At 68.7% G+C, this 17957-nt stretch carries 21 protein-coding genes; 11 read left to right on the plus strand and 10 right to left on the minus strand.

What is annotated here, in order from left to right:
• Positions 1-28 precede the first annotated feature (28 nt).
• The 3 genes from AC1DXV_RS03050 (at position 29) to AC1DXV_RS03060 (ending at position 5255) form a co-directional block, all read left to right on the plus strand.
• On the plus strand, positions 29-247 hold the full coding sequence (locus AC1DXV_RS03050) for a hypothetical protein (RefSeq protein WP_477871190.1): 219 nt from the start codon (positions 29-31) through the stop codon (positions 245-247).
• A gap of 118 nt (positions 248-365) precedes the next feature.
• Positions 366-3527 (plus strand): NAD(P)-binding protein, encoded by a 3162-nt coding sequence (locus AC1DXV_RS03055; RefSeq protein ID WP_477932432.1) that lies wholly within the window; start codon positions 366-368, stop codon positions 3525-3527.
• Between the two features lie 48 nt (positions 3528-3575).
• A complete protein-coding gene (locus AC1DXV_RS03060; RefSeq protein ID WP_477932434.1) occupies positions 3576-5255 on the plus strand; it encodes a GGDEF domain-containing protein in 1680 nt (559 codons plus the stop codon).
• On the opposite strand, the gene rsgA is transcribed toward AC1DXV_RS03060, so the two are convergent.
• Positions 5236-6330: a ribosome small subunit-dependent GTPase A gene (rsgA, locus tag AC1DXV_RS03065; protein WP_477873796.1), complete on the minus strand. Its 1095-nt coding sequence runs from the start codon at positions 6328-6330 to the stop codon at positions 5236-5238. The two genes, AC1DXV_RS03060 and rsgA, sit on opposite strands and share 20 nt — an antisense overlap.
• 365 nt (positions 6331-6695) lie before the next feature.
• Between rsgA and AC1DXV_RS03070 the strand changes: the two genes are divergently transcribed.
• Positions 6696-7454, plus strand: coding sequence for an SDR family NAD(P)-dependent oxidoreductase (locus AC1DXV_RS03070; RefSeq protein WP_477932436.1), 759 nt, complete (start codon positions 6696-6698; stop codon positions 7452-7454).
• Positions 7455-7460: 6 nt separating this feature from the next.
• Here AC1DXV_RS03070 and AC1DXV_RS03075 read toward each other — a convergent pair whose 3' ends face one another.
• The 3 genes from AC1DXV_RS03075 to AC1DXV_RS03085 all read right to left on the minus strand — a co-directional run bounded on the left by AC1DXV_RS03075 (position 7461) and on the right by AC1DXV_RS03085 (position 9025).
• Entirely contained in the window at positions 7461-7730 is a 270-nt protein-coding gene (locus tag AC1DXV_RS03075; protein ID WP_477873819.1) for a hypothetical protein, read from the minus strand.
• Between the two features lie 108 nt (positions 7731-7838).
• Positions 7839-8114 carry a hypothetical protein gene (locus AC1DXV_RS03080; RefSeq protein WP_477873818.1) on the minus strand — a complete coding sequence of 92 codons (276 nt, stop codon included), beginning with the start codon at positions 8112-8114 and terminating at the stop codon, positions 7839-7841.
• 155 nt (positions 8115-8269) lie between these two features.
• On the minus strand, positions 8270-9025 hold the full coding sequence (locus tag AC1DXV_RS03085) for a 2OG-Fe dioxygenase family protein (RefSeq protein ID WP_477932438.1): 756 nt from the start codon (positions 9023-9025) through the stop codon (positions 8270-8272).
• Positions 9026-9114: 89 nt separating this feature from the next.
• Between AC1DXV_RS03085 and trhA the strand changes: the two genes are divergently transcribed.
• The 4 genes from trhA to AC1DXV_RS03105 all read left to right on the plus strand — a co-directional run bounded on the left by trhA (position 9115) and on the right by AC1DXV_RS03105 (position 11220).
• On the plus strand, positions 9115-9729 hold the full coding sequence (trhA, locus tag AC1DXV_RS03090; protein WP_047511377.1) for a PAQR family membrane homeostasis protein TrhA: 615 nt from the start codon (positions 9115-9117) through the stop codon (positions 9727-9729).
• Positions 9726-10229, plus strand: a complete 504-nt coding sequence (locus AC1DXV_RS03095) for a cupin domain-containing protein (protein ID WP_477866405.1) — start codon at positions 9726-9728, stop codon at positions 10227-10229. The genes trhA and AC1DXV_RS03095 overlap by 4 nt, the downstream gene beginning before the upstream one ends.
• Positions 10226-10486, plus strand: a complete 261-nt coding sequence (locus tag AC1DXV_RS03100; RefSeq protein ID WP_047588810.1) for a VF530 family protein — start codon at positions 10226-10228, stop codon at positions 10484-10486. The genes AC1DXV_RS03095 and AC1DXV_RS03100 overlap by 4 nt, the downstream gene beginning before the upstream one ends.
• 182 nt (positions 10487-10668) lie before the next feature.
• Positions 10669-11220 carry a porin family protein gene (locus AC1DXV_RS03105; RefSeq protein WP_477866407.1) on the plus strand — a complete coding sequence of 184 codons (552 nt, stop codon included), beginning with the start codon at positions 10669-10671 and terminating at the stop codon, positions 11218-11220.
• 91 nt (positions 11221-11311) lie between these two features.
• On the opposite strand, the gene AC1DXV_RS03110 is transcribed toward AC1DXV_RS03105, so the two are convergent.
• The 4 genes from AC1DXV_RS03110 to AC1DXV_RS03125 all read right to left on the minus strand — a co-directional run bounded on the left by AC1DXV_RS03110 (position 11312) and on the right by AC1DXV_RS03125 (position 14781).
• Positions 11312-11542, minus strand: coding sequence for an RNA-binding S4 domain-containing protein (locus AC1DXV_RS03110; RefSeq protein WP_477932439.1), 231 nt, complete (start codon positions 11540-11542; stop codon positions 11312-11314).
• Positions 11539-12522 carry an LLM class flavin-dependent oxidoreductase gene (locus AC1DXV_RS03115; RefSeq protein WP_477866411.1) on the minus strand — a complete coding sequence of 328 codons (984 nt, stop codon included), beginning with the start codon at positions 12520-12522 and terminating at the stop codon, positions 11539-11541. The genes AC1DXV_RS03110 and AC1DXV_RS03115 overlap by 4 nt, the downstream gene beginning before the upstream one ends.
• Positions 12523-12827: 305 nt before the next feature.
• Complete coding sequence (gene fghA / locus AC1DXV_RS03120; RefSeq protein WP_477866413.1) at positions 12828-13679, minus strand: S-formylglutathione hydrolase; 852 nt, start codon at positions 13677-13679, stop codon at positions 12828-12830.
• Positions 13672-14781, minus strand: coding sequence for an S-(hydroxymethyl)glutathione dehydrogenase/class III alcohol dehydrogenase (locus AC1DXV_RS03125; RefSeq protein ID WP_477866415.1), 1110 nt, complete (start codon positions 14779-14781; stop codon positions 13672-13674). Before AC1DXV_RS03125 ends, fghA begins: the two co-directional genes overlap by 8 nt.
• 307 nt (positions 14782-15088) lie before the next feature.
• Here AC1DXV_RS03125 and AC1DXV_RS03130 point away from each other — a divergent pair, with 307 nt between their 5' ends.
• Positions 15089-15298: a cold-shock protein gene (locus tag AC1DXV_RS03130; RefSeq protein ID WP_047511365.1), complete on the plus strand. Its 210-nt coding sequence runs from the start codon at positions 15089-15091 to the stop codon at positions 15296-15298.
• Positions 15299-15410: 112 nt separating this feature from the next.
• On the opposite strand, the gene AC1DXV_RS03135 is transcribed toward AC1DXV_RS03130, so the two are convergent.
• Positions 15411-15875, minus strand: coding sequence for a BON domain-containing protein (locus AC1DXV_RS03135; protein WP_477866417.1), 465 nt, complete (start codon positions 15873-15875; stop codon positions 15411-15413).
• A 14-nt stretch (positions 15876-15889) separates the two neighbouring features.
• The gene (locus tag AC1DXV_RS03140) at positions 15890-16492 is read right to left on the minus strand and encodes a lipocalin family protein (protein ID WP_477866419.1); all 603 of its coding nucleotides are present in this window, start codon (positions 16490-16492) and stop codon (positions 15890-15892) included.
• Positions 16493-16660: 168 nt separating this feature from the next.
• Between AC1DXV_RS03140 and AC1DXV_RS03145 the strand changes: the two genes are divergently transcribed.
• Complete coding sequence (locus AC1DXV_RS03145) at positions 16661-17689, plus strand: NADP-dependent oxidoreductase (RefSeq protein WP_477866421.1); 1029 nt, start codon at positions 16661-16663, stop codon at positions 17687-17689.
• A 73-nt stretch (positions 17690-17762) separates the two neighbouring features.
• On the plus strand, positions 17763-17957 hold a 195-nt coding region (locus AC1DXV_RS03150; protein WP_477932441.1), incomplete at its 3' end, for a hypothetical protein.

The following is a 17957-nucleotide window of genomic DNA, read 5'->3' on the forward strand; positions in this document are numbered from 1 at the left end:
CCGCGGTTGTTGCATTGGAATGTCGATGATGTCCTGGATGTTGATCGCGGTGGCCCTGCTCGCCGCGCTGGCCCTCGCGGGCCTGTGGTGGGTCCAGCGCCGCGCGGCGCAACGCCGCGGGTTCGTGCCCTTCTCGCTGCCCGGCTTGCCGCAACCGGTGGCCGTCGGGCGGCGCTTCCGTGGCGGCGGCGCACCGGCCACCGGCTGGCCCTCCACGCTCGCCAGCATGCAGTTCGACGATCGCTGATCGAGCGTCGTCCATCGCGATTCGCGATGGCGATGTGCCGCAGCCCGTGAAATCCTGCCACCCCTGGAACGGGTGACAAAGCGTGACTTATCCGACATAGCGGTAATACTTCGGCCCCATGACCGAAGCAGCACCGAACCGCCCTGATTTCATCTACCCCGGCGGTTCGCCGCTGATGCACCCGCCGCTTCGGCTGAACCGCTCGCGGATGTATGGCTTCTTCGTGCACGGCGAGCTGGCGCGCCTGCAGGCCACCGTCGACGAGACGCTGACCGCGGTGGCCGGCGGCACGATGAGCTTCAAGGTGCTGTCGCCGTTCGTGATGCTGACCTTCACCAAGGTGCAGCATGCGCAGTCGGCCTGGCCTTCGGACGCCGCCAAGGGCTGGGGCGAGGAGACCGACATCGTCACCTGGGTGATGGTCGGCCAGGTGCTCGCCGGCCAGGCCGGCGTGAGCCGCGTCTTCTTCTACCCCTGCCACATCTGGGTCGACGACTGCATGGCGCTGATCAACGGGCGCGAACTGTTCGGCTACCCGAAGTACCAGTGCGAGTACACGATGCCGGCCGACGGCGCGCCGGCCACCCGTTTCACGCTGGCGGCCAAGGGCTTCCAGCCGTTCAGCCCGGAGTCGGTGCTGCAACTGCACCCGCTGCTCGAGGTCGAGGCGACGACCGGCCACGGCACGCGCCACGAGCTCGGCGGCCTGCCCGAGCTGATCGAGCAGGCGATCGAGCTGCTGGCGGCCAACCTGCCCGGCTTCCTGTCGCTCGACCGCGCCGGCTGGGCGCAGATCGCGCAGATGCTGCGCAGCCCGAACGTCGCGCAGATCTTCCTGAAGCAGCTGCCCGATGCAGCAGGCCTCAAGGCGGTGTACCAGGCGTTGATCGCCGCGCCCGCCACCGTGAAGGCGGTGCGCCAGGTACAGCTGCTCGGCGACGACTACCAATGCACGCTGCACCCGTTCGCGAGCTTCCCGCTGGACCGCACGCTCGGCCTGCAGCTCGGCGCGCAGCCGGCGATCCTGCCCTTCCACATCGACATGGACTTCGAGGTGCCGGCCGGCGAGGAGCTGTACGACAACTCGCGCATCGCGCCGAAGAAGATCGCGATCCTCGGCGGCGGCGTCGCGGCGATGACGGCGGCCTTCTACCTCACCGACCAGCCCGGCTGGCGCAATGCGCACGACATCACCGTGTACCAGATGGGCTGGCGGCTCGGCGGCAAGGGCGCGAGCGGGCGCAATGCCGCGCTCGGCCAGCGCATCGAGGAACACGGGCTGCACATCTGGTTCGGCTTCTACGCCAACGCCTTCAAGACCATCCAGCGCGCCTACGAACTGCTCGAGCGCCCCGAAGGCGCACTGCTGCGCACCTGGCGCGATGCCTTCAAGCCGCAGCAGTTCATCACGCTGACCGAGCAGGTGAAAGGTGACTGGAAGCTGTGGCCGATCGAGACCCCGGCGATGCCCGGCGAGCCCGGCCAGGGCAACGAGACGCTGGACCTGTGGCAGATCGTGCAGGTCGGCTATGGGTGGATCAAGCAGTGGCTGGGGGAGTTGAAAGAGGCCGATGCGCATGGCGAGTTGAGCCCGGCGCACCGGGCGATCCCCGCCGAGACCCATGCCGGCAGCTGGCTGCACCGGCTCGCCGCGCACGTCGAGGACGACGTGCTGTCGCTGTGCAGCGATGTCGGCGTCGCGTTCGCCGCGCTGCAGCGCTTCAGTGCCGAGCTGCCGGCCGCGCTGCGCGACCACGACCCCGAGCACCACCTGCTGCAGTMGAGCGCACTGAAATGCGTGCGCACCTGGCTGCATGCGCGCTTCAACGGCCTGCTGGCCGGCAGCAGCGTCGCCGACGACCTGCGCCGCCTCTACATCTGCGCCGACCTGGGCCTGACCAGCATCATCGGCATGATCGAGGACGAGGTGCTGACGAAGGGCTTCGACGTGATCAACGGCGAGGACTTCCAGGCCTGGCTGACGCGCCACGGCGCGAACCCGCAGGTGACGGTGCGCTCGGCACCGGTGGTCGGCTTCTACGACCTGGTGTTCGCGTACGAAGACGGCAATTTCGACAAGCCGGACATCGAGGCCGGCACGATGCTGCGCGGCATGCTGCGCGTGGCCTTCGACTACCACGGCGCGATCATGTGGAAGATGCAGGCCGGCATGGGCGACGTGGTGTTCACGCCGTTCTACCAGCTGCTGAAGGAACGCGGCGTCAAGTTCGAGTTCTTCCACAAGGTCGACGAGCTGGTGCCCGATGCGGCCGGGAAGCAGGTCGCCGAGATCCGCATGACGCACCAGGCGGCGCTCGCCGACCCGGCCCGGGGCTACGACCCGCTGGTCGACGTGAACGGCCTCGCCTGCTGGCCGAGCGCGCCGCGCTTCGAGCAGCTCGACGCCGCGCAGGCCGCGCTGATGCGCCGCCACGGCATCAACCTCGAATCGAACTGGAGCGACTGGCCCGAGGTGTATGCCGACGCGTTCAAGCAAGCGCTGCCGACGCGCACGCTGAAGCTCGGCGAGGATTTCGACCAGGTGATCTTCGGCATCTCGGCCGCCTCGGTCGCGCAGTTGTGCCCGCAGCTCGTCGCGCGCAGCCCGGCGCTGGCCGCCTCGTGCGAGCACGTGAAGGCGGTCGCGACCCAGGCCTACCAGGTGTGGCTCAACCAGGACCTGCGCGAGCTCGGCTGGACGCTGACCGGCCCCGACGGCCAGCAGCCGGTGCTCAGTTCGTTCAGCGAGCCCTTCGACACCTGGGCGCCGATGGACCAGCTGCTGTGCCGCGAAGCCTGGCCGCCGGCGATCGCGCCGAAGAACGTCTCGTACTTCTGCAGTGCGTTGCCGATCTCAAGCTACCCGCCGTACAGCGACCATGCGTTCCCGAAGCGCATGGCCGAGCAGGTCAGGCAAGGCGCGATCGAGCAGCTGCAGCGGCGCATCGGCACGCTGTGGCCGAAGGCCGTGACGGCGGAAGGCTTCCGCTGGCCGCTGCTGGTCGACCCGAGCGATGCCCGCGGACCGGCGCGATTCGACAGCCAGTACTGGCGCGCCAACGTCGACCCGTCGGAGCGCTACGTGCTGTCGGTGGTCGGCAGCAGCCAGCACCGGCTCGCGACCGACGGCACCGGGTTCTCGAACCTGTTCGTCACCGGCGACTGGATCCGCACCGGGCTGAACGCCGGTTGCGTCGAGGCGGCGACGATGGCCGGCATGCAGACGGCGCGCGCCATCTGCGGTCACCCGGCGCTGATCGTCGGCGAGCGCGACGTTTAAGAAGCCTTCAGGCTGCGGCTGATTCCTGTTGTTACAGTCGACGACCTCATGAAATTCCCGACGTTCGTGGCCTGGATCGCCGGCCTGCTGTTGTGGCTGACGGCGGGGCCGGCGTTCGCGCAATCGACGTTGTCGCCAACCGAGCCACTGGAGCTCACGCGCGGCGGGCAGTTCTACCTCGCCGAGGCCAACGAGGAGCCGCCCGATGTCGACCGGCTGGCCGACTGGCTGGCACGCAAGACGCCGGTGGCGCATGTCTCGCTGCTCGGCGGGCGCTACTGGTTCCATGCCACGGTGCGCAACGACTCACCCGCGACGCAGTGGGTGATCGACCCGCATGCGAGCCTGATGGAGCACATCGGCGGCTGGATCTACGTCGGCGGCCAGCCGCCGCAGACCTTCGTGACCGGCTACCACGCCGACACGCCCTACATGCTGCACTACGGCAGCGACATCACGCTGCCGCGCGGCAGCTCGGCGCACGTGCTGCTGCGCATCGACAGCCGCTACTTCGCGCGGCTGCCCGGCATCGACATCCAGACCAAGGCCGAGTACCGCCGCACCGTGATCTCGGAGAACGTACTGGCGCTGTTCGCGCTCGGCGCGTTGCTGACGCTCGCGCTCTACAACCTCTTCATGTTCCTCGGCACGCGCGACAAGGCGCTGCTGTACTACGCGCTGTACCTGCTGGCGGCCACCGCCGGCTGGGGGTTGACCTTCCACATCCCGGCGCAGTGGCTGGGCTGGCACGGGCTGCAGTGGCACTACCTGCCGTTCTTCCTGATGGTGGTGTTCAACACCCTCTTCTACATCGAGTTCCTGCAGCTGCGCGAGGCCAACCCGAGGCTGGCCTGGGCGGGCTATGCGAACCTGGTGCTGGCGCTGGTGCTGCTGCCGGCCTGCTTCATCGCGATGTCGTGGGCGCACACGCTGGCGACGATCGTGATCTCGATCTCGCTGACGCTCGCGCTCATCGCCGGGCTCGTGCGGCTGTGGGCGGGCTACCTGCCGGCGCGCTACTTCCTCGCGGCCTTCCTCGCGCTGCTGCTGCCGGCGCTGGTGATCCTGCCGGCCAACCTCGGCCTGAGCCAGGACATGGTGCGCAACCCGGAGCTGATCGCGCTGCTGGGCAGCACGGCCGACGCGATCCTGCTGGCCTTCGCGCTGGCCGACAAGATCCGGCTGCTCGCGCTCGAGAAGGACGGCTACATGGTGCAGCTGCACCGCGCGCTCGACCAGGCCAGCACCGATTCGCTGACCGGCATCGGCAACCGCCATGCGTTCGACCGCACGCTGTCGAGGCTGACCGCCGCCGACTCGTCGGCCGGGCTGATGCTGGTGATGATCGACCTCGACGGCCTGAAGCGCATCAACGACGAGCGCGGCCATGCGCACGGTGACGCGCTGCTGTGCGAGTTCTCGCGCCAGCTGCAGACGCTGCACGACCGAGAGATGACGGTGTTCCGGCTCGGCGGCGACGAGTTCGCGGTGCTCGGCGACATGCGCCACGAAGACGAGACACGGCGCGACATGCGGCGCTTCGAGGAGCGGCTGCACGCCGCCGGCTTCGAGGGCTGCGGCATCAGCTTCGGCATCGCGTTCGGCTCGGAGATCACGTCCAGCAGCCAGCTGCTGATCCATGCCGACGCGCGCATGTACCGCCACAAGTCGACCAAGCGCGACGCCCCGGGCAGCGCCGCGCAGCCCTTCAATCCTCGCCGCGCTTGAGCTTCATGCGCTCGCGTGCCAGGCGGCCGCGCGCCTTCCACTGCGACAGCTGCTGGTGCCGCTCGAGCACGGTCAGGGTGTCGCGCCGCACCTCGCGTAGCAGCTTGTGGTAGTTGCGCACGCGGTCGGCGCCGACGCCTTCACGCACCGCGCAGCCGGGCTCGTCTTCATGCCGGCAGTCGCGGAAGCGGCACTGCAGCGAGAGCGTCGCGATGTCGTCGAAGCTGAGCGCGAGCCGCGCCTCGTCGGTGTCGGGCCGCAGCGTGCGCAGCCCCGGCGTGTCGATCACGCAGGCGCCGCCGGGCAGGCGGTGCAGCGATCGCGAGGTGGTGGTGTGCTTGCCGCGGCTGTCGTGCTCGCGCACCGCGCCGGTGTCCTGCAGGTTCGCACCCGCCAGCGTGTTGGTGAGCGTGGACTTGCCGGCACCCGACGAGCCCATCAGCACGACCGTCTGGCCGGCTGACAGCCACGGCTGCAGCGCTCGCGCGGCCTCGGCGCTGCGGCCGTTGAGGGCCAGCAGTTCGACGTTGGCCGGCAGCCGGCCGCGCAGCTGCGCGCGGGCGTCATCGAGGGCCTGGGCCGAGACCGCATCGGCCTTCGTCAGCACGACCACCGGCTGCACGCCGCTGCCCTGCACGAGGATCAGGTAGCGCTCCAGGCGGCGCGGGTTGAAGTCGTCGTCCAGCCCCATCACCAGGAAGGCAGTGTCGACGTTGCTGACGACCGGATGGCGGCGCCCGTCGGCATCGCGCCGCGCGATGTGGCTGAGCGGCGGCACGCACTCGTGCACCCACAGCTGGCCGTGGGCGTCGGCTGCGCCGAGGATCCAGTCGCCGACGGCGAGGCCAGTGTCGTCGTCGTCGAGCGCGCGCATCAGGCGCGGCAGCACGCGCGCACCGTGCGAGTGCTCGCCGTCGTGCAGCTCGACGGTCTCGCGGTGCACTTCGGTCAGGCGCATCAGGCGTGCATCGGGGGGGAAGGTTTCAGGAAGGGAGGTGGAAAAGGAGACGGCCTCGGCGGCCATCGCGGGCGTGAGCCCCATCGAGCGCAGGCGCTCGACATCGATCTCGATCATGGTGGGTCGTGTCTTTCATCATCGCAGCCGGCGCACGCGCCGAGCCAGGAGCCCCATGCGGCAAAGGCCGTGCGGGGGCAACGAAGGAATGAAAGCTGTGCCGCGGCGGCAGGGGCGCCGGCGGGGAAGATCAGGACCCGAAGAGGGAAGTGGGTTCGATCAGCGCAGGCGGGAAATGCGATCCGCGGACAGCAGGAGGGCAATGTCAGTGGTTCTCATCGCGTGGTCTCCTTGTGACTGTGGGGCGGACCCAGCCGGGGCGGCTGGGGACTTCGGGCGCGCAGTGTGGCATGCCACGCATCCGCGCGTCAATGCCATTGCAAAGGCGCGACAATGCGGCTCCCCTGCTGGATTGGAGCGTTGGGATGATTCGATCGCTTTACATCGTCACCGGCGCATCGCGCGGCCTGGGCGCGGCGATGGCGGAACGACTGCTCGCCCCCGGCACGCACCTGCTGTGCATCTCGCGGCGCACCAGCGAGGCGCTGGCCTTGAAGGCCGGCACCGCCAATGCACGCTGCGAGCAATGGGGGATGGACCTCGCGACGCCGCTGCCGGTGGCGCACCGGTTGTCGGCCTGGCTCGCGCAGATCGACCACACCTCGTTCGACACCGCGACGCTGATCAACAACGCCGGCGTGCTGACGCGCGTCGGCCCGCTCGGGCATGTCGACGGCACCGATGTGTCGAACGCGCTGCGCGTCGGGCTCGAGGCACCGCTGCTGCTGACCGCCGCGTTCCTGCGCGCGACGCTCGCGTGGCCGACGCGGCGGCGCGTGCTGCAGATCTCGTCAGGGCTGGGTCGGCGCGCAATGGCGGGCCAGGCGATCTACGCCGCGGCCAAGGCCGGGCTGGATCATGCGGCCCGCACGATCGCGCTCGACGAAGCATTGCAGCCGAACGGCGCGAAGATCGTCTCGCTGGCGCCTGGCGTGATCGACACCGAGATGCAGGCCCGGCTGCGCGACAACCCGGCGGATGGCTTCCCCGACCAGTCGCATTTCGTGAACCTGCAGCGCAACGGCGGGCTGGCGTCGCCGGCCGAGGCCGCGGCCAAGGTGCTGGCCTACCTGGATCGCACCGATTTCGGCAACCAGCCCGTAGCAGACGTCAGGGACGCCTGAGGCTGCTCAGGACCGGTCGAGCCGCGGCGGTGCAGCAGGCACCTCGCGCGCTTCGACGTCGACGACATTGGCCGGATCGACCGCCGCGCCACCCCGCGTGAAGCCGCCGAACGGCTGGCGCGGATCGACCTTGAAGCGCCGCACCTGGGGCTTGCGGCCGCGCAGCAGTGCCCACGTGATCAGCGTCAGCGTGAGGACGATTCCCAGCAGCAGCAGCCCGGCCGCGAAGATGGCGCCGATCACGATGGCGACCAGGCGAATCAGGAAGGCGAACACGCGGCGGAAGATCATGGACAAGGGGCACCTCGTTGGCGAGCCGGCATTATCAGGCCGGCACAGGCGCAGGGTCTTTCAGGTCATTCAGCGTTGAACCTGGCGCTGACTTCAGCCGCGCTCGCCGCGGGCCGCACGGGCCTGCTGCGCGAGCTGCACGTCGCTGGCCTGCAGGTTCGTCGATTCGCGCTTGCCGGTCACGACCACCTGCGGCATCACGATCACGGGCATCTTCCTGCCGGTGATGGTGACCATCGGCATCGTGATCACTTCCGGCGCCGCGGCGGCGACCTGGGCGCCGGCCTGGACCCGCGGCTGGCACAGCAGCACGGCGGCGGACAGCGTGGCAACGATCAGCGTCAGTTGGGTCAGGCGGGTGGTGGTCATGTCGGGCTCCAGTCGGTGGTTTGTGTCGTCGATGGAGTCAGTATCGGCAGCCGCCCCGCCCTCTCCCAGCGCCTTGCGACGGCCCGGCCCGTCGCGCGGACGAACTGCAGCCGGGCGCGACGAACCGGCCGCGCCGCAGCCCTCGCCCTGCGGGCTCAGGCCCCCGCCGGCCCCTGGAACCCGCCCTGGCGGAAGGTCAGCACCAGCGTGTCGCGGTGCGCGCTGTGCTGCGCATCGGCCGACAGCGGCTGGATCGGCGTGCTCTCGTGGATCACGCGCTCGTCGTCGAGCATCAGCGTGGTCCACGGCTCGCTCATCGTGAAGCGGATGCCGTTCGGGCCCTCGGCTTCGAAGACCCGCGTCTCGCCGCCCTTCACGCCGCGGCGGCCGACCAGCAGCACCGCGACGAAGTCGACGCCGTCGCGGTGCGCGCCCTCCGGCGTCGGCCGGCCGATGCCGTCGGTGGTGTCGATGCGGAACTGGTGCGCCTCGACGAACCACGGCTGCACGCCCTTCAGCGCGCTGCAGGCCTCGGCCATGCGCAGCAGCAGGCGCGCCCACACCGGCTGCGCGACGACCGCGGCGGCCATCGGCTCGAACCAGCGCTCGATGCCGCCGTGCAGCGCGTTGTAGGCCACCGGCTGCCAGTGCGCGCGGTGCGGCGAGGCCGTGAGCGTGGCGCCATCGACCACGAAGCAGGAATGGCGGCGGCGGCGGTAGCGGCCGCCATCGCGCAGGTAGCCGTCGGGCGGCAGGTCGTCCCAGCTGGCCTCCAGCGCCTGCAGCTCGGCCGCGTCGGCCGCGAGCCAGTCGCGCAGGCCGGCCGGGCTGATCACGCCATGGCCCTTGGCGCGCAGGTCGGGCACGAGTTGCGAGGCGGTGACGTAAGGGGGCAGCATGCGTTCGGTCATGCCGCGATGATGCCAGCCCGAAAGCGTCATCGTGCTGCCGCTATGCTTGCGGCCTGCGCCTCCTCAAGCCTTTTCAGAAAGCGGGTTTCATGTATCACGGCGAGCGTTTCAACAGCTTCACGCACCTGGCCGGCCTGCTGCTGGCGATCGGCGGCGGCACGGTGCTGATCGTGCAGTCGTCGCTGCACGGCGATGCCTGGCAGATCGTCGGCGCGAGCATCTTCGCCGCCACGATGATCCTGCTGTACGGCGCATCGACGCTGTACCACAGCGTGCGCGGCGCGGCCAAGCGCGTGCTGGTGAAGTTCGACCACTGCGCCATCTACCTGCTGATCGCCGGCACCTACACGCCGTTCGCGCTGGTCACGCTGCGCGGGCCCTGGGGCTGGTCGCTGTTCGGCGTGGTGTGGGGGCTCGCGGTGGTCGGCATCGTGAAGGAACTGAGCCTGGGCCGCGAGCGCATTCCTTCCGTGCCGCTGTACGTGGCGATGGGCTGGCTGGCGCTGATCGCCGCGGTGCCGCTGGTGCGCGAGCTGCCGTGGGCGGCCCTCGCGTGGCTGGTGGCCGGCGGGCTCTGCTACACGGGCGGCATCGTGTTCTATGCGAACGACGAGCGCTGGCGGCATGCGCACGGCGTGTGGCACCTGTTCGTGCTGGCGGGCACGGCCTGCCACTTCGTCACCGTGATGCTGTACGTCGCATGAGCGGTGCCGACCTTCATCCGCGTGCGGCCGAGTTGATCGCGCTGCTGCAACTGCAATCGCATCCCGAAGGCGGGCACTACCGCGAGTTCTTCCGCGCGGCGTCATCAATCACGCCGGGCGATGGCCGCCCGCCGCGCAACGCGTTGACGAGCATCGATTTCCTGCTGGCCCGCGGCCAGTTCAGTGCGTGGCACCGCGTCGCGTCGGACGAAGTCTGGCACCTGCTCGAAGGCGGGCCGCTGCGGCTGTGGCTGATGCCGCCGTCGCTGGACCGCATCGAATCGGTGACGCTGGCGCCGGTGAGCACCACGACGCAGCCGCGCTTCACGGTGCCGGCGCACTGGTGGCAGGCTGCCGAGCCGCTCGGCGACTTCGCGTACGTGGGAGCGACGGTGGCACCGGGCTTCGACTTCGCCGACTTCTCGTTCCTGCGCGAGCACGCCGATGCGATGTCGGCGGTGCGCGCATTGAAACCCGATCTCGCGAGGCTGACCGGATGAGCGACACGCCAGCCCAACCCCGCAATCCACTGCACGGCCTCACGCTCGAGGCCTTGCTGACCGAGCTGGTCGCGCACTACGGCTGGCCGGGCCTGGCCGAGCGCGTCCAGCTGCGCTGCTTCAGCATCGAGCCGAGCATCTCGTCGAGCCTGAAGGTGCTGCGCAAGACGCCGTGGGCGCGCGAAAAGGTCGAGAGCCTCTACCTCTTCATGTTGCGAGAAAGAGACCGCGCGGCCCGCGCGAGCAAGCCGCGCTGAGCTGGGCCTTCGAGCCGGCCTGGCCGGTGAAGTTCCGTTGATCTGCTGCACTGCAACATCATGTTGCAGGCCCTCGAAAAACTTCACGTTGAGGAGGTGCCGCGTTCACATGCGCGGCCGATCCTGCTTTCATGTCGGACAAGCGATCCGGCAGTCCTACTGAGAGAAACAGGAGTGAAAGCATGATCAAACTGAGCAGCAAACTCATCATCGCCTCGGCCGCCTCGCTGATGGCGCTCGCAGCGCACGCCCAATCGGTGCAACCGGGGCCGTACATCGGCGGCAGCGTCGGCACGACGAAGTTCCACGGCGACAACATCGGCGGGCTGGACATCGACACCACCGACACCGGTGGCAAGGTGTACGGCGGCTACCAGTTCACGCCGAACTTCAGCCTGGAAGGCGGCTGGGTCGGGCTGGGCAAGTACAGCGCCAGCGGCAGTGAGCTGAAGCTGAACAACGGCGTGTTCCTGGATGCCGTGGGCACGTTCCCGGTGGCGCAGGACTTCTCGCTGCTGGGCCGCGTGGGTGTCTACAACGGCAAGGCCGATCGCACGGTCAACGGCGTGAACGACAGCGAGCGCGGCACCGACGTCAAGTACGGCGCGGGCGTGCAATACGACCTGTCGAAGAACACCGCGATCCGTGGTGAATGGGAGCGGTACCGCGTGAAGGCGCTGGACATCAAGGACAACACCGACCTGTTCTCGGTCGGCGTGAACTACCGCTTCTAAGGATGACGACCCCTCGGTCGATGGGTACATCGACCGATCCCCCAAGGGGATCCGGGCCGGCTTGGGGCGGCCCGGCGCTCGGCCCGGCGCGTCAAACGCCCGGGTGGGGCGCCATCACCCGAATACGGGCGCCGGTGAGGCCGACCACCTGCCCCGCCCTGATCTTGCAGGTCTTGCGCAGCTCGGTCTGCCCATCGACATCGACCTTGCCCTCGGCCACCATCGTCTTCGCGGCGCCTCCGCTGTGGCAGATGCCGGTGGCCTTGAGCAGGGCATCGAGCGGGATGAAGTCGCCGCGCAGTTCGAAATCGATCAGGTTCATGCGGCGAATTGTCGCGCGAGCAGCGCATACGAATGCCGCCGCACGGCAGGGTCGTGCGCCCAGGTGTTGATGACGAGTTCTTCCAGCCCGAAATCGCTGGCCAACGCCCGCAGCTTGTCGGCAACCTGCGCGGCCGTGCCGACGAACGCCTTGCGCCGCATCGGCTCGATGGTGGCCATCTCGTCCGGCGTGAAGCCGCGCGCGGCGATCTGATCCGGCGCCTGCAGCGGCCCGAGCAAGCCGCGATTGCGGTCGACGCGCCAGCGCTCGCGGCTCAAGGCCAGGTGCAGCGCGGTCTCTTCGGTATCGGCGGCCAGCGCCCAGACGCAGACGGTCGCCTGCGGTTTGGGGTGGCGCTCGCTCGGCTGATAGAGCCGGTGGTACAGATCGAGCGCCTGCTCGGCGCCCTGACCGTCGGTGAAGAAATACGCGAACGCATAGGGCAGCCCGAACTGCGCGGCCATCTGCGCACCATAGTCGGAGCTGCCGAGAATCCACACCTCGGGCGCATGCTCGCCGCGCGGATGCGCGACGATGCCGCGATGGCGCACGCCGCTGGTCCAGGCCTGCAGGTCACGCACCTGCTCCGGAAAATTCTCCGCACTGCCATATGCATGCGGGTTGAGCGCCTGAGCGGTGCGCATGTCGCCGCCGGGAGCGCGGCCGACGCCGAGGTCGATGCGGCCGGGCGCCAGCGCCTCGAGCACGCGAAACTGCTCGGACACTTTCAGCGCGGCGTAGTGCGGCAGCATCACGCCGGCACTGCCGATGCGGATGCGGCTGGTGCGGGCGGCGATCGCGGCCATCACGATCTCGGGCGCGCTGCCGACGATCGTCGGCAGGCTGTGATGCTCGCTGACCCAGAAGCGCTCATAGCCGAGGGCTTCGCAGTGCTGCGCGAGCTCGAGGGTGTCGCGGATGGCGGCGTCTTCGCCTTGGCCGCTCAAGGCGACGGATTGGTCGAGGACTGAGAGTTTCATGGTGGTTGTGTTCTGTTCTGTTGCTGTGCTGTGCTGCGCTGTGCGCGTGGGCGGGGCGGCCGGGGAGCGCCAATAAAGACGGGGCGCCGGAGCTGGCTGGTTTCATGGCCCGCGTGCGCCAGCACGCTTCGTGAACTGACTGTCGCCGACTGTTTGACCACAACGAACGAAGTGAGTGACGGGAGTTTCGGCGACGGGCCATGAAACCAGTCAGCGCAGGGGAGTCATTGCCCCGCCAGGGGCAATGACCGCACCGGCCGGCGAGCCACGGCCTCCCCCCACGCGCCTTTGCGAGCAAAGCCTGATCAAGAGAGCCCCGCAGCATGGTGCTCGATGTGGTCGGCCACGAAGGTCGAGATGAAGTAGTAGCCGTGGTCGAAGCCCGCGTGGCGCCGCAAGGTCAAGGGCTGGCCAGACGCAACACAAGCGGCTTCGAACAGCTCCGGATGCAACTGCGTCGCAAGGAATCGATCGGCCAGCCCCTGATCGATCAGCAAGTGCGAGGTGCGCGCCCCGGCCTTCACCAGTTCGGTGGCATCGTGCTCGCGCCAGGCCTGCCGGTCTTCACCCAGGTAGCCGCGGAAGGCCTTGTCACCCCACGGGCTCTGCATCGGCGCCGCGATCGGTGCGAAGGCCGACACGCTGCGGAACAGCGTTGGATGCTTCAGGCCCAGCGTCAGTGCGCCATGCCCACCCATCGAGTGCCCGAACAGGCCGAGACGGTTCGTATCGGCCGAGAACTCCGCTTCGATCAGCGCCGGCAGCTCCTGCGTCAGCCAGCTGGCCATGCGCCAGTGCGCACGCCACGGCGCCTCGGTGGCATCGAGGTAGAAGCTCGCGGCCGTGCCGAAATCCCACGACGCATCGGCCTCGGCAATGCCGGTGCCGCGCGGGCTGGTGTCCGGCGTCACGAGCATCAGCCCGTGCTTCGCCGCGTGCTGCTGCGCGCCCGCCTTCATCGCGAAGGTCTGCTCGTTGCATTCCAGGCCGGCCAGGTAGATCAGCACCGGCACCCGCGCGGTTGCGGCCTGCGGCGGCCTGAAGACGCCGAAGCGCATCGGCAGGCCGATCGTGTCCGACACGTGCTCGTGAAAACCTTGCACACCGCCGAAGCACGCATGCTCCGACAAGGTCTTCACCGGCCCGCCGTCAGTCATACACCACCACCGAACGGATCGACTCGCCACGCTTCATCAACTCGAAGCCGTGGTTGATGTCGTTCAACGCCAGCTTGTGCGTGATCAGCTCGTCGATCCGCAGCTTGCCGTCCATGTACCAGTCGACGATCTTCGGCACGTCGGTGCGGCCGCGCGCACCCCCGAAGGCCGAGCCCTTCCACTCGCGGCCCGTCACCAGCTGGAACGGGCGCGTCGAGATCTCCTGCCCCGCCGCCGCCACGCCGATGATGATGCTCTGCCCCCAGCCCTTGTGGCAGCACTCCAGCGCCTGCCGCATCGTCGTCGTGTTGCCGATGCACTCGAAGCTGTAGTCGGCGCCGCCATCGGTCAGCTGCACGATCGCATCGACCACGTTGTCGACCTCGCGCGGGTTGATGAAGTGCGTCATGCCGAAGCTGCGCGCCATCGCCTCGCGGGCCGGGTTCAGGTCGACGCCGATGATCCTGTCGGCACCCACCATCTTCGCGCCCTGGATCACGTTCAGCCCGATCCCGCCCAGGCCGAACACGACCACGTTCGCGCCCGCCTCCACCTTCGCGGTGAAGATCACCGCGCCGACACCCGTCGTCACGCCGCAGCCGATGTAGCAGACCTTGTCGAACGGCGCATCGCTGCGGATCTTCGCCAGCGCGATCTCCGGCACCACGATGTGGTTGCTGAAGGTCGACGTGCCCATGTAATGCAGGATCGGCTTGCCGTCGATCGAGAAGCGGCTCGTCGCATCCGGCATCAACCCCTTGCCCTGCGTGCCGCGGATCAGCTGGCACAGGTTGGTCTTGCGCGACAGGCAGAACTTGCACTGCCGGCACTCCGGCGTGTACAGCGGGATCACGTGGTCGTCGCGCTTCAGGCTCGTGACGCCCGGCCCCACCTCCAGCACCACGCCCGCACCCTCGTGGCCGAGGATCGCCGGGAACAGCCCTTCGGGATCGGCGCCCGACAGCGTGAACTCGTCGGTGTGGCAGATGCCGGTCGCCTTCACCTCCACCAGCACCTCGCCGGCGCGCGGCGGCGCCAGGTCGACCGTCTCGATGCTCAAGGGGTGGCCGGCCTTCCAGGCCACGGCGGCTTTCGTCTTCATCAGAAGCTCCTTGCGGGCACCGGGCGCGCAAATGGCGGGCATTGTGCGATGTGCCTGCCGGCGCGTCCGCCTGTCGTGTGGAAACACCGTCACCAGGGACGATTCTCGACACCGTGTGCGGAATGTCCCGACCCGTGGTGTATATTCCGCGGCACAGGTATACGCAAGACTGTGGTTGTGAGTGATCTTTTGCGACGCCGTGCTGGTTCCAGCCCGGTTCTGTTGAAATCCCCGAATAACGCTTGAGTGTCTCTGCATGCGTCGGCATGTGCTGCCGCATTACTACTGATAGAAATAGGAAACGTCCATGACGACGCAAACCGGTACCGTGAAGTGGTTCAACGAGAGCAAGGGCTACGGCTTCATCGCTCAAGACGCGGGCGGCGCTGACCTGTTCGCCCACTTCCGTGACATTCAAGGCAACGGCTTCAAGACGCTGCTGGAAAACCAGCGCGTTGAATTCGAAGTGAAGCAAGGCCAGAAGGGCCTGCAAGCCGCGAACATTCGCGTGCTGTGATGCAGCGCAGGGCGCAAGCCCTGCTGCCAAGACGAACGCGGCTCCCGGGCCGCGTTTTCTTTTGGGTGATCTCGTCTTGGGTCATCCCGTTTGGGGGCATCCCGCCTGGGGCCTACGGCTTCACCTGCGCCGTCTCGATCGCCAGCTTGTTGTCGACGCCGCTCACGCCCTTCACCGCCATCGCGATGCGCTCGGCCCGCTGGCGGGCGTCCTCGCTCGGTGCCGAGCCGTACAGCGCCACCTTGCCATCGTGCGTGTCGACGTTGACGCGCAACGCACTGAGGTCCGGGTCCTTCGCGATGTCGGCCTTGATCGATGCCGTGATCGCCCCGTCGGCGATCGACTGACCGATCTGCGACGTGCCGTCCTGGCTCGCCTGCGACGCGTCGCGCGCCGCGGTCTTCACGTCGGCGACCGACTGCTTCGCGTTCTGCTTCACCTCGTTGGCCGCCTGCTCGGCGGTCGATACCGCCGAATCCAGCTTCTGCCCGACGGTGCGGTGGTCGCTCGAATCGCAACCCGCCGCCAGCGCGGCGATCGGTGCGATCACGCACAGGGTCCACAAGAGCTTGCTCATCTCAGTCTCCTTTTTCAGGTCAACGGAACATGGCGCGCCACCTGCGGCGCCGCGGCGGCCTGCGGTGTTTGCACGAGGCGATTCACCGGGTAGCCGTCGGCACGCAAGCGCGCGACGATGCCGTCGTACAGCGCGCCATCCATCTGCGGCGTGCGCGACAGGATCCACAGGTATTCGCGCGACGGCTCGCTGACCACCGCATAGCGGTAGTCGGCGTCGAGCATCACGACCCAGTAGTCGCCGCGCCCCACCGGCATCCAGCGCAGCCACGTCGGCAGGAAGCTGACCTTCAGCTTCGCGCCGCTGTCGTCGCCCTTCACCGGCGTCGCCCGGCCGACGGACACCGCCCATTTCGAATCCGCCTCGCGGCAGCGGTTGATCACCTTGATCGCGCCGCTGCCGGTGGGCTGGTAGGTGGCGGTGACGTTGCCCTCGCACTTCGCCTGGAAGCTGTTCGGCAGCCGCGCCAGCTCGTACCAGGTGCCGGCATAGCGCTGCGCGTCGAGCGCGGCGACGCTGCGCACCGGTGGCACGTCCTGCCCCGAGGCCAGCGCCAGCGCGACGCTCGCCACGGTGAGGCTGGCAACGGTCAGGTTCGAGGTGAGGCTCAGGCGCATGGCGGGCTCCGGCAGTCGGATCGTCGATGGAGGCGGGTTGCCGACGACTGTAGGTTCGCCCCCCGGCGCGCCCTGTCGGCGCCCCGCCTGATCGCCTGTCGGACAAGGTCGACATCGGCGCTACCATCAAACGGCATCCCCAAAACCAACAGACCCAGGAGACACGCGATGCCCACCTCCCTCGAAAACCGGCAGATCCGCCTGGCCGCCCGCCCGGTCGGCCTGCCCACCGCCGACAACTGGCAGTTCACGACCGAGCCGGTCGCCGAGCCCGAGGCCGGCGGCGTGCTCGTGAAGACCCAGGCGCTGTCGCTCGACCCGGCGATGCGCGGCTGGATGAACGAGGGCAAGAGCTACATCCCGCCGGTCGGCATCGGCGAGGTGATGCGGGCCGGCGGCATCGGCAGCGTCGTCGCATCGAAGAACCCGGCCTTCGCGGTCGGCGACACCGTCAGCGCCACGCTCGGCGTGCAGCAGTATTGCCTGATCCCCGAGGCCGGCATCCGCCGCCACGGACTGTTCAAGATCGACCCGCGGCTGGGCACGCCGATGCAGTGGCTCAACGTGCTCGGCATGCCCGGCATGACGGCCTGGTTCGGCCTGATGGACGTGGGCCAGCCGAAGGCCGGCGAGACCATCGTGGTGTCGGGCGCGGCCGGCGCGGTCGGCCAGACCGTCGGCCAGCTCGCCAAGGTGAAGGGCCTGCGCACCGTCGGCATCGCCGGCGGCCCCGCCAAGTGCGAGTGGGTCGTCAAGGAGCTGGGCTTCGACGCCTGCATCGACTACAAGGCCGGCGCGGTGAAGGACGGCCTGAAGCAGCACTGCCCGCAGGGCGTCGACATCTACTTCGACAACGTCGGCGGCGAGATCCTCGACACCGTGCTGACGCGCATCAACCGCCACGCCCGCATCGTGATCTGCGGCGCCATCAGCCAGTACAACAACACGACGCCGGTGAAAGGCCCCGCCAACTACCTGTCGCTGCTGGTCAACCGCGCCCGCATGGAAGGCATGGTGGTGTTCGACTACGCCGACCGCTACCCGATCGCCATCGCCGAGTTGGGCGAGCTGCTGCAGGCCGGCCGCATCCGCAGCCGGGAAGACGTGGTCGCCGGGCTGGAGAACTTCCCGCAGGCGCTGCTGAAGCTGTTCAGCGGCGAGAACTTCGGCAAGCTGGTGCTGCAGGTCGCCAGCTGAGGCCGCGCAGACGGGCGTCCCTGCGGGCAAGTGCGCTGGACGCCTGCTGCATTCGGCACAACACTTGCCCTCCATGGCTGTTCCTGAAGTGCCCCTCTCTGGCGAGGCATCCGATCCGCCCGGCAAGCCGATGCCGATCGCGACGGCGCGGGCGCTGCTGGCCGCCAGTCCCGACGCGCTGCTGCACCTCGACGCCGCTGGCCGCATCGCGTGGAGCAACGGCCGCCTCGAGGCCGCCTGCGGGCAGCCCCCCGGCGCGCTGCAGGGG

It is taken from the genome of Rhizobacter sp. P3_C12 (assembly GCF_056402735.1).

Bases quoted from the DNA above. Each gene is read 5' to 3' on its own strand.
- AC1DXV_RS03095 (WP_477866405.1), top strand. From the start codon at position 9,726: ATGAGCGGTGCCGACCTTCATCCGCGTGCGGCCGAGTTGATCGCGCTG.
- AC1DXV_RS03110 (WP_477932439.1), bottom strand. From the start codon at position 11,542: ATGAACCTGATCGATTTCGAACTGCGCGGCGACTTCATCCCGCTCGAT.
- AC1DXV_RS03140 (WP_477866419.1), bottom strand. From the start codon at position 16,492: ATGCGCCTGAGCCTCACCTCGAACCTGACCGTTGCCAGCCTCACCGTG.
- AC1DXV_RS03100 (WP_047588810.1), top strand. From the start codon at position 10,226: ATGAGCGACACGCCAGCCCAACCCCGCAATCCACTGCACGGCCTCACG.
- AC1DXV_RS03125 (WP_477866415.1), bottom strand. From the start codon at position 14,781: ATGAAGACGAAAGCCGCCGTGGCCTGGAAGGCCGGCCACCCCTTGAGC.
- AC1DXV_RS03105 (WP_477866407.1), top strand. From the start codon at position 10,669: ATGATCAAACTGAGCAGCAAACTCATCATCGCCTCGGCCGCCTCGCTG.
- AC1DXV_RS03115 (WP_477866411.1), bottom strand. From the start codon at position 12,522: ATGAAACTCTCAGTCCTCGACCAATCCGTCGCCTTGAGCGGCCAAGGC.
- rsgA (WP_477873796.1), bottom strand. From the start codon at position 6,330: ATGATCGAGATCGATGTCGAGCGCCTGCGCTCGATGGGGCTCACGCCC.
- AC1DXV_RS03135 (WP_477866417.1), bottom strand. From the start codon at position 15,875: ATGAGCAAGCTCTTGTGGACCCTGTGCGTGATCGCACCGATCGCCGCG.
- AC1DXV_RS03080 (WP_477873818.1), bottom strand. From the start codon at position 8,114: ATGACCACCACCCGCCTGACCCAACTGACGCTGATCGTTGCCACGCTG.
- AC1DXV_RS03050 (WP_477871190.1), top strand. From the start codon at position 29: ATGTCCTGGATGTTGATCGCGGTGGCCCTGCTCGCCGCGCTGGCCCTC.
- trhA (WP_047511377.1), top strand. From the start codon at position 9,115: ATGTATCACGGCGAGCGTTTCAACAGCTTCACGCACCTGGCCGGCCTG.
- AC1DXV_RS03085 (WP_477932438.1), bottom strand. From the start codon at position 9,025: ATGACCGAACGCATGCTGCCCCCTTACGTCACCGCCTCGCAACTCGTG.
- AC1DXV_RS03130 (WP_047511365.1), top strand. From the start codon at position 15,089: ATGACGACGCAAACCGGTACCGTGAAGTGGTTCAACGAGAGCAAGGGC.
- fghA (WP_477866413.1), bottom strand. From the start codon at position 13,679: ATGACTGACGGCGGGCCGGTGAAGACCTTGTCGGAGCATGCGTGCTTC.
- AC1DXV_RS03060 (WP_477932434.1), top strand. From the start codon at position 3,576: ATGAAATTCCCGACGTTCGTGGCCTGGATCGCCGGCCTGCTGTTGTGG.
- AC1DXV_RS03070 (WP_477932436.1), top strand. From the start codon at position 6,696: ATGATTCGATCGCTTTACATCGTCACCGGCGCATCGCGCGGCCTGGGC.
- AC1DXV_RS03145 (WP_477866421.1), top strand. From the start codon at position 16,661: ATGCCCACCTCCCTCGAAAACCGGCAGATCCGCCTGGCCGCCCGCCCG.